Raw genomic sequence first — 12,914 nt, 5'->3', positions numbered from 1 at the left:
GGGTCATACCCCGCTCTGTCCGCGCGCGGCGGCGCCCGCGCGCGCCCCGCCGGGCGGGCCGCCCCGGAGCCGCCGGACCCAGCGTGGAGCGGCCGGGGCGGCGGGGGGGGTGCCCCGGCGGCGGCCTCGTGCAGCGAGGGCCGGTCGGGGTGCCGGTCGTGGACGCCGAACGCGAGGCAGTCGGCGCCGCCCGCGAAGACGACCGTGACGGTCGGCGCGAGGGCCGCGGCGTGCCGGACGCTGTTGGTGACGAGCTCGCTGAGTATCAGCAGGGCGGGGTCGACGGCCGGGTGGCCCGGGTTGACGCCCCATTCGGCGAGGACCATCTGCGCGGTCTCGCGGGCGAGGCGTACGGCGGAGCCCTCGGCGGGCACGGTGAGGGCGTGGCGCAGCGGCATGGACCGGTTCGGCGTGTTCACCGGGCGGCTCCGGGGGCCGTGAGCCGGAATCCGGTGACGGTCTGCGGGCGGACGCGGAGCACCGCGTCGTGCGGTCCGTGCGCCCAGCCGGGCAGGACGCGCCGGTAGTGGGCGGCCTCGTGGGGCTCGGTGACGGTGTCGACGGGGCCGGTCACGGTGACGGTCCAGCCCTCTCCGGTCCGCTCGTCGACCTCGTCGACGTGGTACGAGACGGCGCCGGGCAGGACGCCGACGGCGGCGGGCGCGCGCACGAGCAGCCGACCGGTGCCCCACAGGTGCCGGGCGGGCCGGACGACGGCCTGGTCCCGGCGTACGTAGACGAGGCGTCCCCGGCTGCTGCCTTCGAGGAGCCACAGGGCCTCCGCGCCGGAGACCTCGACCATGCGCGGTGTCGCGCCCGGTCCGGTACTCATCGGGCCGTCCCCTCGCCGACGGCGGCCGCGCGCGGGCCGGGCAGGACGCCGGTGTGCTCCAGGTGGGCGCGGGCGGCGGCGATCGCCTCGGGCGTCGTCGCGTACTCGTGGCCGTCGCCCAGGAGCAGGGGCAGCGCGCCGACGGACTCCAGGACGCGGCGGTGTCCGGGTCTGATGCCGGAGGCGAGGACGGTGATGCCGCGTCTGCCGAGCTTCTCGACGGCGTCCTTGAGGACGAGCGCGCCGGTCGCGTCCATGGTGGTCACCCGGCTCATGCGCAGGACGACGACGCGCACGTCGGCGACCTCGGCGAGCTCCAGCAGGAAGCGGTGGGCGGCGGCGAAGAACAGCGGCCCGTCGATCCGGTACGCCACGATGTGCTCGGCCAGCAGCGCGTGTTCCTCGGCGCTGTGGTCGCCCCGGTCGAGCGGTACCTCGTCGAGCCTGGCCTGGCCCGCGATGGCGCGCAGGGCGAGCAGTCCGGCGACGGCGAGCCCGATGAGGACCGCGTGGACGAGGTCGAGGGCGAGGGTGGCGACAGCGGTCAGGACGAGGATCAGGGCGTCGGAGCGGGTGGCCCGGGCCATGGCGCGCAGGGAGCCGACCTCGACCATGCGGATCGCGGTGGCGAGCAGCACACCGGCGAGCGCCGCGAGCGGGATCTTCGAGACGAGCGGCGCCGCCGCGAAGACGATCACGGCGAGGACGGCGGCGTGGGTGAGCGCGGCGAGCCGTGATCCGGCGCCGGTGCGGACGTTGACGGCGGTGCGGGCGATGGCGCCGGTCGCGGGGACGCCGCCGAACAGGGGCGCCGCGATGTTCGCGAGGCCCTGCCCGAACAGTTCCCGGTCGGGGTCGTGCCGCCGTCCGACCGTCATGCCGTCGGCGACGGACGCGGACAGCAGGGATTCGAGGGCGGCGAGCGCGGCGACGGCGAGCGCCGAGGGCAGCAGGGTGCCGAGCGCGCCGAGGTCGAGGAAGCCGAGCGAGGGGGCGGGCAGCCCGGAGGGCAGCTCGCCGATGGGGGTGGCCGCGTCGAGGTGCGCGAGCTGGGCCACGAGGGTGGCGGCGATGACGGCGACGAGGGAGAAGGGGACGGTGGGCCGCAGCCGGGTGCCGACGAGCATCAGCACGGCGACGCCGGCCGCGAGGGCGACGGCCGTCCAGTTCGGCGCGCGCAGGAACTCCTCGCCGGCGCGCCGGGCCACGACGAGGACGCGGTCGCCCTCGGGCTTGGCGACGCCCAGGGCGTTCGGCACCTGCTGGAGCGCGATGACGCCCGCGATCCCGAGGGTGAAGCCCTCGACGACCGGCGCGGGCACGTAGCTCATGTACTTGCCGGCGCGGGCCACGGCGAGCGCGACGAGGATCAGTCCGGCGACGAGGCCGACGGTGAGCACCCCGCCGGGCCCGTAGCGGGCGGCGATCGGCACGAGGACGACGGTCATGGCGCCGGTCGGCCCGGACACCTGCAGATTCGATCCGCCGAAGACGGCGGCGAGGGCGCCCGCGACGACGGCGGTGGCGAGGCCCGCCTCCGCGCCGAGGCCGGAGGAGACGCCGAAGCCGAGCGCGAGGGGCAGCGCGACGACGGCGACGGTGAGACCGGCGAGCAGGTCGCGGCGCGGGTCACGGCGCACGTCGGCCAGGTCGGCGCGGTTCGGCAGCAGGGCGGTGACCCGGGCCACGAGGGACCGGGCGCTCGAGGGCGAGGGGGGCGGTTTGCGCGCGCTGGGGGTGGACCCGGTCCACGAGGGACCGGGCGCGACGGGTCGGTGTCATCGGGTACCGACCTCGGACTCCTGCAGCTCGGCCAGGAGTTCGCCCTGACCCGCGAGCATCTCGGTGAGGATCCGGCGGGCGGCCCGCATCAGGTCGGCGACGTCGCCGCCGGCGAGCGCGTACACGACGGTGGCGCCCTCGCGCCGGGAGCTGACGATGCCGGAGCGGCGGAGCACGGCGAGCTGCTGCGACAGCGCTGCGGGCTCGACCTCGATGGCGGCGAGCAGGTCGCGTACCGGTGTCGGACCGTCCTGGAGGAGCTCGAGGACCCTTATCCGCACGGGGTGACCGAGCATCCGGAAGAACTCGGCCTTGGCCTGATACAGCGGAACCGACACGTGGCTCCCCTCCCCGAACTTCCCGAACTTCGCGAGCTCCCGGACTTCCCGGCGTTCCCGGACCCGCCGGGACGACCGCTTCACCATCTAACGAATTGCATAATTTCGCAATTCCGCGACTGTCTACCTACACTCCCCCGGTGACTGAATCGCTTCCGCCCTGCCCCCAGTGCTCCAGTGCCTACACCTACGAGATGGGCGCCCTGCTCGTGTGCCCCGAGTGCGCCCACGAGTGGTCCCCCGCCTCCGGCGACTCCGCGTCCGGCGGCGCCGACGCCGAGAACGTCGTCAAGGACGCGGTGGGCAACGTGCTCGCCGACGGTGACACCGTGACCGTCGTCAAGGCCCTCAAGGTCAAGGGCAGCCCCTCGGGGATCAAGGCCGGCACCAAGGTGCGTAACATCCGCCTGGTCGCGGACGCCGTGGACGGCCACGACATCGACTGCAAGATCGACGGCTTCGGGGCCATGCAGCTCAAGTCGAGCGTGGTCAAGAAGGCCTGAGCCGAGGGGGAGCCCGCATGGGGGGCGTCGGATCGTGGACGGAGCGCGTCGTCGTGCGCGACGGGGTGCGTCTGGTGTGCCGGGACCTGGGCGGCGAAGGCCGTCCCGTCGTCCTGCTGCACGGCCTGGCGGGACATTCCGGCGAGTGGGACGCGCTGGCCGACGCCCTCGGCCCCCGGCACCGGGTGGTCGCCGTCGACCAGCGCGGGCACGGGGCCAGCGAGCGCCGTCCGGCGGACACCGCCCGGGCCGCGTACGTCGCGGACGTCGTCGCCGTCGTGGAGCACCTGGGCCTGGAGCGGCCGGTCCTGGTGGGCCAGTCGCTCGGCGGCCACACGGCGCTGCTCACCGCCGCCGCGCACCCGGACCTGCCGTACGCGCTCGTGCTCGTCGAGGCGGGCGCGGGCGGTCCGGGCACGGGGGTGCAGGCCGAGATCGGCGGCTGGCTGGAGTCCTGGCCGATCCCCTTCCTGTCCCGCGCGGCGGCCGCGGAGTTCCTCGGCGGCGGGCCGGTCGGGGAGGGCTGGGCGCGGGGGCTCGAGGAGCGGGACGGCGGCTGGTGGCCGCGGTTCGACGCCGACGTGATGGTCGCGTCCCTCGCGGAGATCGCCGAGCGGTCGTTCTGGACCGAGTGGTCGGCCGTCACCTGTCCGACCCTCGTGGTGCTCGGGCAGCACGGCATCATCGCGCCCGGCGAGGCGGACACCCTGCTCACGGCGCGGCCCCAGGTGCGGGCGCTGAGCGTCCCCGGCGCCGGTCACGACGTCCACCTCGAACACCCTGAGGTCCTGCACGGCGCGATCCACCGGTTCCTCGCCGAACTGGAGTCCTGACCGACCGGTAGGGTCCGTGATCATGACAGAGACCAGGGAGGCGGCGGACCGCCCCGCGGCGCCCGAGGTCCCCGGGACGGACCTCCATCTGGAACTGTCCGGGGAGGGCAGTCTGCGGGTCCGGCTCATGCACGCGCTGCGCGAGGCCGTCCGCTCCGGGCGGCTCGCCCCCGGCACCCGCCTGCCCCCGTACCGCACGCTCGCCCGCGACCTGGGCATCGCCCGCAACACGGTCGCCACCGCCTACGCCGAACTCGTCGAGGAGGGCTGGCTGTCGGCCCGGCAGGGCTCGGGCACCCAGGTGGCACCGCGCGGCACCCCGCCGCGCACCGCCCCGGCGCACCGGCCGCGCCGGGCCGAGCGCCCCCGGGTCCTGCACGACCTGATGCCCAGCTCCCCCGACGCCTCCTCGTTCCCCCGCTCCGCCTGGGCCGCCTCGGCACGCCGCGCTCTGGCGACGGCGCCCAACGACGCGTTCGGGGTGGGCGATCCGCGCGGGCGGCCCGAGCTGCGGGAGGCGCTCGCCGAGTACCTGGGCCGGGCGCGCGGGGTGCGCACCGAACCCGACCGGATCGTGGTCTGCTCCGGTTTCGCGCACGCGCTGTCGCTGCTGAGCGGCGTCCTGCGCGGTCCGCTCGCGGTGGAGTCCTACGGTCTCTCCTTCCACCGGGGCCTCGCCGAGCGGGCCGGCCCGCGCACCGTCCCGCTGACGGTGGACGCGCACGGCGCCCGCGTCGACGAGCTGCCGGCGAGCGGTGCCGCGGCCGTCCTGCTCACCCCCGCGCACCAGTTCCCGACGGGCGGTCCGCTGCATCCCGAGCGCCGGGCGGCGGTCGTCGACTGGGCGCGCTCGCACGGCGGACTGCTCGTCGAGGACGACTACGACGGGGAGTTCCGCTACGACCGCCAGCCGGTCGGCGCCGTCCAGGGCCTCGATCCGGACCGGGTCGCCTACCTCGGCTCGACCAGCAAGAGCCTGTCGCCCGCGCTGCGGCTCGGCTGGATGGTGCTGCCGGGCCCGCTGACCGAGGAGGTGCTGGCGGCGAAGGGGCCGCGCGAGATGTGGTCGGGGGTCGTCGACCAGCTGACCCTCGCCGACTTCCTGGCGTGCGGCGCCTACGACCGGCATCTGCGGCGGATGCGGCAGCACTACCGGCGCCGCCGCGACCTCGTCGTGCGGACGCTCGCCGAGCGTGCCCCGCACATCCGGGTGAGCGGCATCGCCGCCGGACTGCACGCCGTCCTCGAACTCCCGCCGGGCACGGAGGAGTCGGCGCTGCGCGCGGCCCGGCGGGCGGGCCTGGCCCTGGACGGGCTGCACGCCTACCGCCACCCGGACAGCGCGATGGCGCCGCGCGACGGATTGGTCATCAGCTACGGCACTCCCCCGGACCACGGCTTCGCGGCCGCCCTGGACACGCTCTGCGACGTCCTGCCCAAGGCGCCCTGAGCTCCTGTCCGCCGGCCACTGATCCGTTCCCGTGTCCTCACGGAGTGGCAGCCGCCGCGGCGGCGCGGAGCGGCCGATTCTCGACCGTATGACTGTCCTCTCCACCGTTCTCTCCGCGCGCGGGGCGGCCTGGCGCTCCCGGGTGAGCGCGACGGGTCTGGCCTGCGCGGTGCTCGCCGGCGCGCTCCCCGTCCTCGCTCTCGGTCCGGCCGCCTCGGCGGCCCCCCTGCCCGGCGGCCGCGACAGCGGCGTCGCCGTCTTCGCCGGTGGCGACTTCCTGGTCCGGGGCGGCGCCGCCGGGGCCGAGGGGCCCGCCGTCGTCCTCGGCGACTTCGACATGAACCGGTCCGCCACGGGCCGTTCCTACGTCCTCGGGGCGCCGGGCACCGGCCCCGGCCTCCTGACGGCCGGCGGCGACGTGACCGTGGCCGGCGGGCAGCGGCTGCTGGCCGGGACGGGCGCCGTGCGGCACGCCGGGGCCGTCACCGGCGAGGTCGAGGCCCGAAGTGTCGTACGGGACGCCGCCGCCGTCGCTCCGTACGCGCGGCTGCGCGACGAGTTCACCGCGGCGAGCCGCTGCTACGCCCGCCCCGGCGGCACCCCGCGCGAGGCGACCGGCAAGGCCACGCGGGGCCCCGGCGGGCGGATCGCCCTCACCGGCGACGGCAGCTCCCGCCTCCAGGTGTTCGACGTCGACTTCGACCTGGCCGGGGAGGAGGACGGCCCGGCGGAGCTGTCCTTCGCCGGGATCCCCGACGGCGCGACGATCCTCGTCAACGTCCGCGGCGCGCACCGCACGCTCCACACGGACGGCGCCGCCGCCGGACTCGACGCGCACCGCGACCGTCTCCTGTGGAACTTCCCGGACGCCGCCGACGTGACGCTGACGGGCAGCGGCCGGATCGAGGGCAGCGTGCTGATCGGTGAGCAGAACTCCATGGCCAGGGTGTCGGCCGCCGATGTCGACGGGCGTTTCCTCACGGCCGGTTCGCTCACGCACACCGGAGACGAGAGCGGCGACGGCGGGCCTCGGTTCCACAGCCGGCCGTTCCTCGGCGAGCTGCCGGACTGCTCCGGCACGTCCCATCGGGTGGGCCGGGTGAGCGTGCTCAAGAAGGACGCCGCGACCGGATTCGCGCTCCCCGGCGCCGAGTTCGAACTGTGGCGGGAGACGAACGGGGCGTCCGGCCTCCAGACGTCGGGCGCAGGGCCCGACACGAAGGTCGGCGGCACCTGCACGACCGACGGCACCGGGATCTGCTCCAGCGCCGTGGGCCTCGGCACGTACTACTGGCGGGAGACGGCGGCCCCCGCCGGGTACGCGCCGGCCGGCACGGCCGTGTCCGGCCCGCTGACGCTCACGGCGGACAACGCGCCGGACGGTGTCCGTGCCGTCACTACGAGCCGGCTCGTCACCCAGACCCCCTAGGTCGTGTCCTCCTTAGACCTGCTCCTCGCGCTCGTGCACGGGGCACCCCTTGGGGAAGGTGCCGAGCTCCGCGACCCGGTAACCGTTCGGGTAGCCGCGGACGTTGGAGCTCTGGCGGGCGAACTGCGGGGTGCGGCGCGGCGGCAGCAGCCGCACGATCCGGCCCCGCAGCCGCATCCCGCCGCGCACGGTGCGCTCCAGCGCGGGCGGCGGGTCGGCGTAGCCGAACGCGGCGCGCAGCGGGGCGTCCATCAGGCACAGCGAGGCCTTGCGCATCAGCGGGGCCAGCGGGCCCGGGTACCAGGAGGCCATCAGGTCCAGGGTCGCCTCGGAGATGGCGTGCCCGCCGTCGTCGAACGTGAAGTGCCGGCGCTCGTAGTCCTCCATGAGCTCCTCGAACTCCTCGAAGGTCTCCGGGATGTCGCGGATGTTCATGCGGGCGCCGAGGGCCCGGTAGTAGTTGGTCGCCGCGCGGACCTCGTGACGCGAGTAGGGCCGCCAGCCGTAGTCGTCCATCCAGCGCTTCGGCACGACGACGAACGTGGCGAGCACGTACCGGAAGTCGTCGTTCGAGATGTCGTAGGCGCGGTGCATCTGGTTCATGCGGCGGATCGCCTCGCGGCCCTGCGGCGAGTCGAGGCCGTGCTCGCCCGGCGCGTCCAGGATCAGCACGGTGTCGTCGTAGCGCTTCTGCGTGCGGGCCGTGAACTCGCCGGTGTCGCGCAGGAGTCGGCCGATGCTCGGCACCGCGTACGTGCGGTAGAGGGCGAAGCCGAGGGCCTGCATCGTGTCCCAGGGGAACTCGTGCGCGGTGCTGATGCGGTAGATCTCCTCGAAGTCCTTCTCCGGGTCGAGGCGGCGGATCTGCTGGAGCCAGTGGTCGCGGGGCACGGGGGTCCTCTCCTGGGGCCGGTACGGGCGACGGCGCCCCCATGATCCCGGCCCTGGGGCGGGCGGGTCCACCGGTGCGCGTGTCGGCCGCGCGGGGCCGTCGGTTTCCGGCCGCCCGCGCCGTGACAGGATCGTGCGCATGATCTCGGTGGTGCAGAACGTGGCGATCGACTGTGCGGACGCGTACGAACTGGCGCGGTTCTGGAGCGAGGTGACCGGCGGCGCCCTGGACCCGGAGGACGGACCCGGTTCCCGCGAGACGCGGGTCGAGCTGCCGGAGGGTCCGGCCCTGTACTTCAACCAGGTGCCGGAGCCCAAGACCGTCAAGAACCGGGTCCATCTGTGCCTGCGCCCCGACACCACGCGCGACCGCGAGGTGGACCGGCTCCTCGGGCGCGGCGCCACCCACCACGCGCAACCCCCCCACCCCCCCCGCCCCGCGGGGTGGCCGGGAGCCGCGGCCTGGGCCCCACGCCCCCCGCGCCCCCCCGCGACCCCGACGGCTCGGGGTGGGCGGTCCTCGCCGATCCCGAGGGCAACGAGTTCTGTGTGCTGCGCAGCGCGGCCGAGCGGGGCTAACCGAGGCCGAGTTCGCGCGCGCCGAGCGGGGCGAAGTGACGCTCCACCTCGGCGGGGGTGACCTCGGCGAGGTGGGCCGGGGACCAGCGCGGGTTCCGGTCCTTGTCGATGATGCGGGCCCGCACGCCCTCGGGCAGGTCGGGCGTGGCGAGGGCCGCGCAGGCCACCCGGTACTCCTGGTCCAGGGCCTGCTCCAGCGTGGTGAAGGCGCGGGCGCGGCGCAGGGCCGCGAGGGTCACCTTGAGGGACGTGGGCGACTGGGCGAGCAGCGTCTCGGCGGCCTCCTTGGGCACCGGGTCGCCGTACGCGTGCAGCCGGTCGACGATCTCCTCGACGGTGTCGGCGGCGTAGCAGGCGTCGATCCAGGGCCGCTGCCCGGCGAGGACGCCCTCGGGCGCGGGGCGCGCGTGGCGGGCCACGACCTCGGCGGCGGGCTCCTTCGCGAGTTCGCCGAGGAGACCGGGCAGGGCGGCGGCCGGTACGAAGTGGTCGGCGAGACCGCAGAGCAGCGCGTCGGCGGCGCCGAGGGAGCCGCCGGTCAGCGCCAGATGGGTGCCGAGTTCGCCGGGGGCGTGCGCGAGGAGATGGGTCCCGCCGACGTCGGGGACGAACCCGATGCCGACCTCCGGCATGGCGACCCGCGACCGCTCGGTGACGATCCGGACGCTGCCGTGGGCGGAGAGTCCGACGCCGCCGCCCATGACGATCCCGTCCATCACGGCGACGTACGGCTTCGGGTAGTGCGCGATCCTGGCGTTGAGGTGGTACTCGGCGCGCCAGAACGCCTCGGAGCGGGTGCCGTCGCCGCTGCGCGCGTCGTCGTGGAAGAGGCGGATGTCGGCGCCCGCGCACAGGCCCCGCTCGCCCGCGCCGGTGATCACGACGGTCTCGACGGCGGGGTCGTGCTCCCAGGCGTCGAGCGCGGTGGCGACGGTGTCGATCATCGGGGGCGTGAGGGAGTTCAGCGCGCGCGGCCGGTTGAGCGTGATGTGGGCGGCCCGCCCCTGGTTGCTGAGGAGTACGGGGGCGTCGGCTTCGGCGGTCAAGGCGGTCGTTCCTTCCGGTCACGCGTGGTGCTGAACACCGCTATCCCTATCACCCGCCCCCGGGGCCGGTTCTCAAAGGGCCCCCGACGCGCCCTCCTTGACCGCGGCTCCCGGCGCCGCTCCCCGTCGCCTAGCCTGTCCGGAGCGGAACATCCGCGGACGACCGGCCGAGACGACGAACGGGGAGGCGACGGTGCACGACGACACCCGCCCCGTCCCCGTCCTCGTGCCGAACGTCAGCCCTCCGGCCGGCCTGCCTGAAGCGCACCCGGGCGGGCCGGTGAGCGGCCCGCACATGTCAGGCACCGGCCGCACGGCGAACGCCCCCGTCCCCCGCTTCGGCCCGGTCCGGCGATCGCGTGCGGGCGAAGCGGTGCCCGGGGCTCGCGCGGCCCATGGCTGCCCCTCGCGTGCCCGTGTCGTCCTCGCGCTCGCCTCCGCCACGCTGCTGTCGCTCTTCGCGCTGCTCGTGCCGGGTACCGCGGCACCTGCCGCCGACACGAGCCCGGGACCGTCGGCGGCGAGCGCCGCCGCGTTCACCTGGGACGGGCACGGGCCGGACGGGTCCGGGTTCCATGCCGTGCTGTCGGGGCACGTCGCGCGGGGGACACCGCCCGAGGTGCCCTGGCACCACAAGCCGGGGCTGCTCACGACCGCGGCCGGCGCACCCCCGGCGCACCGGCTGCCGGGGCTCCCCGAGGCCGGGATCGCACGGGTCCCGCACGCGGCACGGCACACGCACGACACGGCCGGGCCCCGCGCCCCGCCCGCTCCTCCACGCAGTGACGTCACCCCAGGCCGCGCCTGACCTCACGGTCCGCCGCGCCTCACTTCTTCCTGCCGTGGAGCAGTCATGTCCCGTAAGCATTCCCGCATGCCCTTGTGGCGTGCGCTGATCGCCCTCGCGGTGATCGCGGCGTCCCTCGCCATCGCCCTCACCCAGTCCGCCCGCCTCGGCCTCGACCTGCGCGGCGGCACCCAGATCGTCCTGGAGACGAAGGACGCGCCCGACACGAAACTCAAGGCCGACGCGGAGGCCACCGACCGCGCGCTCGAGGTGCTGCGGCGCCGGGTCGACGCGCTCGGTGTCGCCGAGCCGACCCTGTCCCGGTCCGGGGAGCGGCGGATCATCGTCGAACTGCCCGGGGTCCAGGACCCCCGCGAGGCCGCCGAGGTGATCGGCCGCACCGCCCAGCTCACCGTCCACGCCGTGACCGGCACCGCCGACAAGGCCGCGAAGGACGACAAGCGCACTCTGCGCGACCCCGACGGCGGTGGTGGCTACCTCCGGCTCGGCGAGCCGGCCCTGAGCGGCGACGGCGTGCGCGACGCCCAGGCCGTCCTCGACCAGCAGACCATGGCGGGCTGGACGGTCGCCCTGGACTTCCGCAAGGACGCGACGGCCGCGTGGGCGCGGCTGACCGGCGAGGCCGCCTGCGCCCCGCAGGGCTCTCCGGAGCGGCGCGTGGCCATCGTCCTCGACGGCCGGATCGTGTCCGCGCCGGGCATGAACCCGTCCGTCCCGTGCCGCACCGGCATCACGGGCGGCGACACCCAGATCACCGGCGGCTTCACGCAGCAGCAGGCCCAGGACCTGGCCGCGCTGGTGAAGGGCGGTGCGCTCCCGGTCCCCGTCGACGTGGTCGAGCAGCGGACCGTCGGCCCGACGCTCGGCGCCGACGCCATCGAGGCCTCGACACGCGCGGCCCTGATCGGCCTCGCCCTCACGGCACTCTTCATCGTGGTCGTCTACCGCCTCCTGGGCGCCCTCGCCACCGTCGCCCTCGCCCTGTACGGGCTGATCTCCTACGCGGCCCTGGTCGCTCTGGGCGCCACGCTGACGCTGCCCGGGCTCGCCGGGTTCGTGCTCGCGATCGGGATGGCGGTCGACGCCAACGTCCTCGTCTTCGAGCGGGCCCGGGAGGAGTATCTGGGCTCGCGCACGAAGTCGTCGGCGGTGCTGGACAAGTCGGTGACGCGCGGCTTCGGCAAGGCGTGGAGCGCGGTCGTCGACTCGAACGTCACGACGCTGCTCGCGGCGGGCCTGCTGTTCTTCCTCGCGACGGGCCCGGTGAAGGGCTTCGGCGTGACCCTGTCGATCGGTGTCGTCGCGTCGATGGTGTCGGCGCTCGTCGTCACGCGGGTGCTCGCCGACTTCGCGCTGCGCCGCGCAGCCGTCCGCCGGCGCCCCTCGCTGACGGGTGTGACGACGACCGGCCGGGTCCGCGCCTGGCTGGCCCGCCGCGACCCGCGGCTGGTCCGCCGGCGGCGCCGCTGGCTGGGCGTCAGCTCACTGCTCGTGGTGGTCGCGGTCGCGGGGATCCTCGTACGGGGGCTGGACTTCGGCGTCGAGTTCACCGGCGGCCGGATGGTCGAGTACAGCACCGCGCGCACGGTCGACGTGGACACGGCGCGCACGGCGGTGGCGGACGCCGGGTTCCCGCGTGCCGTGGTGCAGGAGTCGGGCGACGGCGGCATCTCCGTACGCACCGGGGAACTGTCCGACGCCGAACAGCAGGACGTGAAGGAGGCGCTCGCCCGGCACGGGGGCGAGGTCACCGTGGAACGGGACGAGATGATCGGCCCGAGCCTCGGCGACGAGCTGCGCACGAAGGCGCTGATCGCGCTGGGGATCGCGGTGCTCGCGCAACTGGCGTATCTGAGCGTCCGGTTCCGTTGGACGTTCGCGGCGGCCGCCGTCGCGGCGATGACGCACGACGTGCTGATCGTGGTCGGCCTGTTCGCGTGGCTGGGCAAGCCGGTCGACAGCGTCTTCCTGGCGGCGCTGCTCACGGTCATCGGGTACTCGGTCAACGACACGGTGGTGGTGTTCGACCGGGTGCGGGAGGCGCGGCGGCGTGACCCGCGCACGAGCCTGGAGCGGACCGCCGACAAGGCGGTGGTGCAGACGCTGCCGCGGACCGTGAACACGGGGATGGGGGCGCTGTTCGTCCTGGCGGCGCTGGCGGTGCTCGGGGGTGACTCCCTCGCGGACTTCTCGCTCGCGCTCATCGCGGGGGTCGTGGTCGGGATGGCCTCGACCGTGTTCACCGCGGTGCCCCTTGCGGTGACCCTGGAGTCCCGCGCCCCGGCGCCTGTTCCACGGCGCGCGGCACGGGATGTGCGGGGCACGGGAGCAGTCGTCTAGCTCTCCCCCGGTGGGGCTGGTCGCGCAGTGCCCCGCGCCGGGGAAATGCGACGCGAAGCGTCTGCATTTCAGGGGCGCGGGGA

At 75.2% G+C, this 12,914-nt stretch carries 12 protein-coding genes and 1 pseudogene; 7 read left to right on the top strand and 6 right to left on the bottom strand.

Going from position 1 to position 12,914, the window contains the following annotated elements; all coding sequences use genetic code 11:
- The 4 genes from ACFW9D_RS11350 to ACFW9D_RS11335 all read right to left on the bottom strand — a co-directional run.
- Positions 1-419, bottom strand: a 419-nt coding sequence (locus ACFW9D_RS11350; protein WP_384620420.1) for an ATP-binding protein, incomplete at its 3' end; no start/stop codon positions are given.
- Positions 416-832 (bottom strand): pyridoxamine 5'-phosphate oxidase family protein, encoded by a 417-nt coding sequence (locus ACFW9D_RS11345; protein ID WP_188340637.1) that lies wholly within the window; start codon positions 830-832, stop codon positions 416-418. The genes ACFW9D_RS11350 and ACFW9D_RS11345, both read right to left, overlap by 4 nt.
- Complete coding sequence (locus ACFW9D_RS11340) at positions 829-2,520, bottom strand: SulP family inorganic anion transporter (RefSeq protein ID WP_384620417.1); 1,692 nt, start codon at positions 2,518-2,520, stop codon at positions 829-831. The genes ACFW9D_RS11345 and ACFW9D_RS11340 overlap by 4 nt, the downstream gene beginning before the upstream one ends.
- A 90-nt stretch (positions 2,521-2,610) precedes the next feature.
- Positions 2,611-2,952 (bottom strand): metalloregulator ArsR/SmtB family transcription factor, encoded by a 342-nt coding sequence (locus ACFW9D_RS11335; RefSeq protein ID WP_188340635.1) that lies wholly within the window; start codon positions 2,950-2,952, stop codon positions 2,611-2,613.
- 140 nt (positions 2,953-3,092) lie between these two features.
- Between ACFW9D_RS11335 and ACFW9D_RS11330 the strand changes: the two genes are divergently transcribed.
- From ACFW9D_RS11330 to ACFW9D_RS11315, 4 genes are all read left to right on the top strand, one after another.
- The gene (locus tag ACFW9D_RS11330) at positions 3,093-3,455 is read left to right on the top strand and encodes a zinc ribbon domain-containing protein YjdM (RefSeq protein WP_384620413.1); all 363 of its coding nucleotides are present in this window, start codon (positions 3,093-3,095) and stop codon (positions 3,453-3,455) included.
- Positions 3,456-3,472: 17 nt separating this feature from the next.
- Complete coding sequence (locus tag ACFW9D_RS11325) at positions 3,473-4,288, top strand: alpha/beta fold hydrolase (protein WP_384620410.1); 816 nt, start codon at positions 3,473-3,475, stop codon at positions 4,286-4,288.
- A 22-nt stretch (positions 4,289-4,310) separates the two neighbouring features.
- The gene (locus ACFW9D_RS11320) at positions 4,311-5,738 is read left to right on the top strand and encodes a PLP-dependent aminotransferase family protein (RefSeq protein ID WP_384620408.1); all 1,428 of its coding nucleotides are present in this window, start codon (positions 4,311-4,313) and stop codon (positions 5,736-5,738) included.
- Between the two features lie 88 nt (positions 5,739-5,826).
- Positions 5,827-7,167 carry a choice-of-anchor A family protein gene (locus tag ACFW9D_RS11315; RefSeq protein ID WP_384620405.1) on the top strand — a complete coding sequence of 447 codons (1,341 nt, stop codon included), beginning with the start codon at positions 5,827-5,829 and terminating at the stop codon, positions 7,165-7,167.
- 12 nt (positions 7,168-7,179) lie between these two features.
- Here ACFW9D_RS11315 and ACFW9D_RS11310 read toward each other — a convergent pair whose 3' ends face one another.
- Entirely contained in the window at positions 7,180-8,058 is an 879-nt protein-coding gene (locus ACFW9D_RS11310) for an oxygenase MpaB family protein (protein WP_384620402.1), read from the bottom strand.
- Positions 8,059-8,197: 139 nt separating this feature from the next.
- Between ACFW9D_RS11310 and ACFW9D_RS11305 the strand changes: the two are divergent.
- Positions 8,198-8,637, top strand: a pseudogene (locus tag ACFW9D_RS11305) (VOC family protein).
- Here the strand turns inward: ACFW9D_RS11305 and ACFW9D_RS11300 are convergent.
- Positions 8,634-9,683 (bottom strand): enoyl-CoA hydratase/isomerase family protein, encoded by a 1,050-nt coding sequence (locus ACFW9D_RS11300; RefSeq protein ID WP_384620400.1) that lies wholly within the window; start codon positions 9,681-9,683, stop codon positions 8,634-8,636. The pseudogene ACFW9D_RS11305 and the gene ACFW9D_RS11300 overlap by 4 nt on opposite strands.
- 193 nt (positions 9,684-9,876) lie before the next feature.
- Here ACFW9D_RS11300 and ACFW9D_RS11295 point away from each other — a divergent pair, with 193 nt between their 5' ends.
- Positions 9,877-10,491, top strand: a complete 615-nt coding sequence (locus tag ACFW9D_RS11295) for a hypothetical protein (RefSeq protein ID WP_384620397.1) — start codon at positions 9,877-9,879, stop codon at positions 10,489-10,491.
- Between the two features lie 66 nt (positions 10,492-10,557).
- Positions 10,558-12,831, top strand: coding sequence for a protein translocase subunit SecD (gene secD / locus ACFW9D_RS11290; RefSeq protein ID WP_384620394.1), 2,274 nt, complete (start codon positions 10,558-10,560; stop codon positions 12,829-12,831).
- Positions 12,832-12,914 lie beyond the last annotated feature (83 nt).

Origin of the sequence: Streptomyces sp. NPDC059524 (assembly GCF_042749255.1) — a bacterium.
Lineage (GTDB): Bacteria > Actinomycetota > Actinomycetes > Streptomycetales > Streptomycetaceae > Streptomyces > Streptomyces xanthii.
The sequence above is the reverse complement of the archived record's forward strand: the minus strand, read 5'-3'. Positions and strand labels throughout refer to the sequence as shown.

Excerpts from the sequence above, each read along its gene's own strand:
- ACFW9D_RS11315 (WP_384620405.1), top strand. The coding sequence starts at position 5,827 with ATGACTGTCCTCTCCACCGTTCTCTCCGCGCGCGGGGCGGCCTGGCGC.
- ACFW9D_RS11320 (WP_384620408.1), top strand. The coding sequence starts at position 4,311 with ATGACAGAGACCAGGGAGGCGGCGGACCGCCCCGCGGCGCCCGAGGTC.
- secD (WP_384620394.1), top strand. The coding sequence starts at position 10,558 with ATGCCCTTGTGGCGTGCGCTGATCGCCCTCGCGGTGATCGCGGCGTCC.
- ACFW9D_RS11345 (WP_188340637.1), bottom strand. The coding sequence starts at position 832 with ATGAGTACCGGACCGGGCGCGACACCGCGCATGGTCGAGGTCTCCGGC.
- ACFW9D_RS11325 (WP_384620410.1), top strand. The coding sequence starts at position 3,473 with ATGGGGGGCGTCGGATCGTGGACGGAGCGCGTCGTCGTGCGCGACGGG.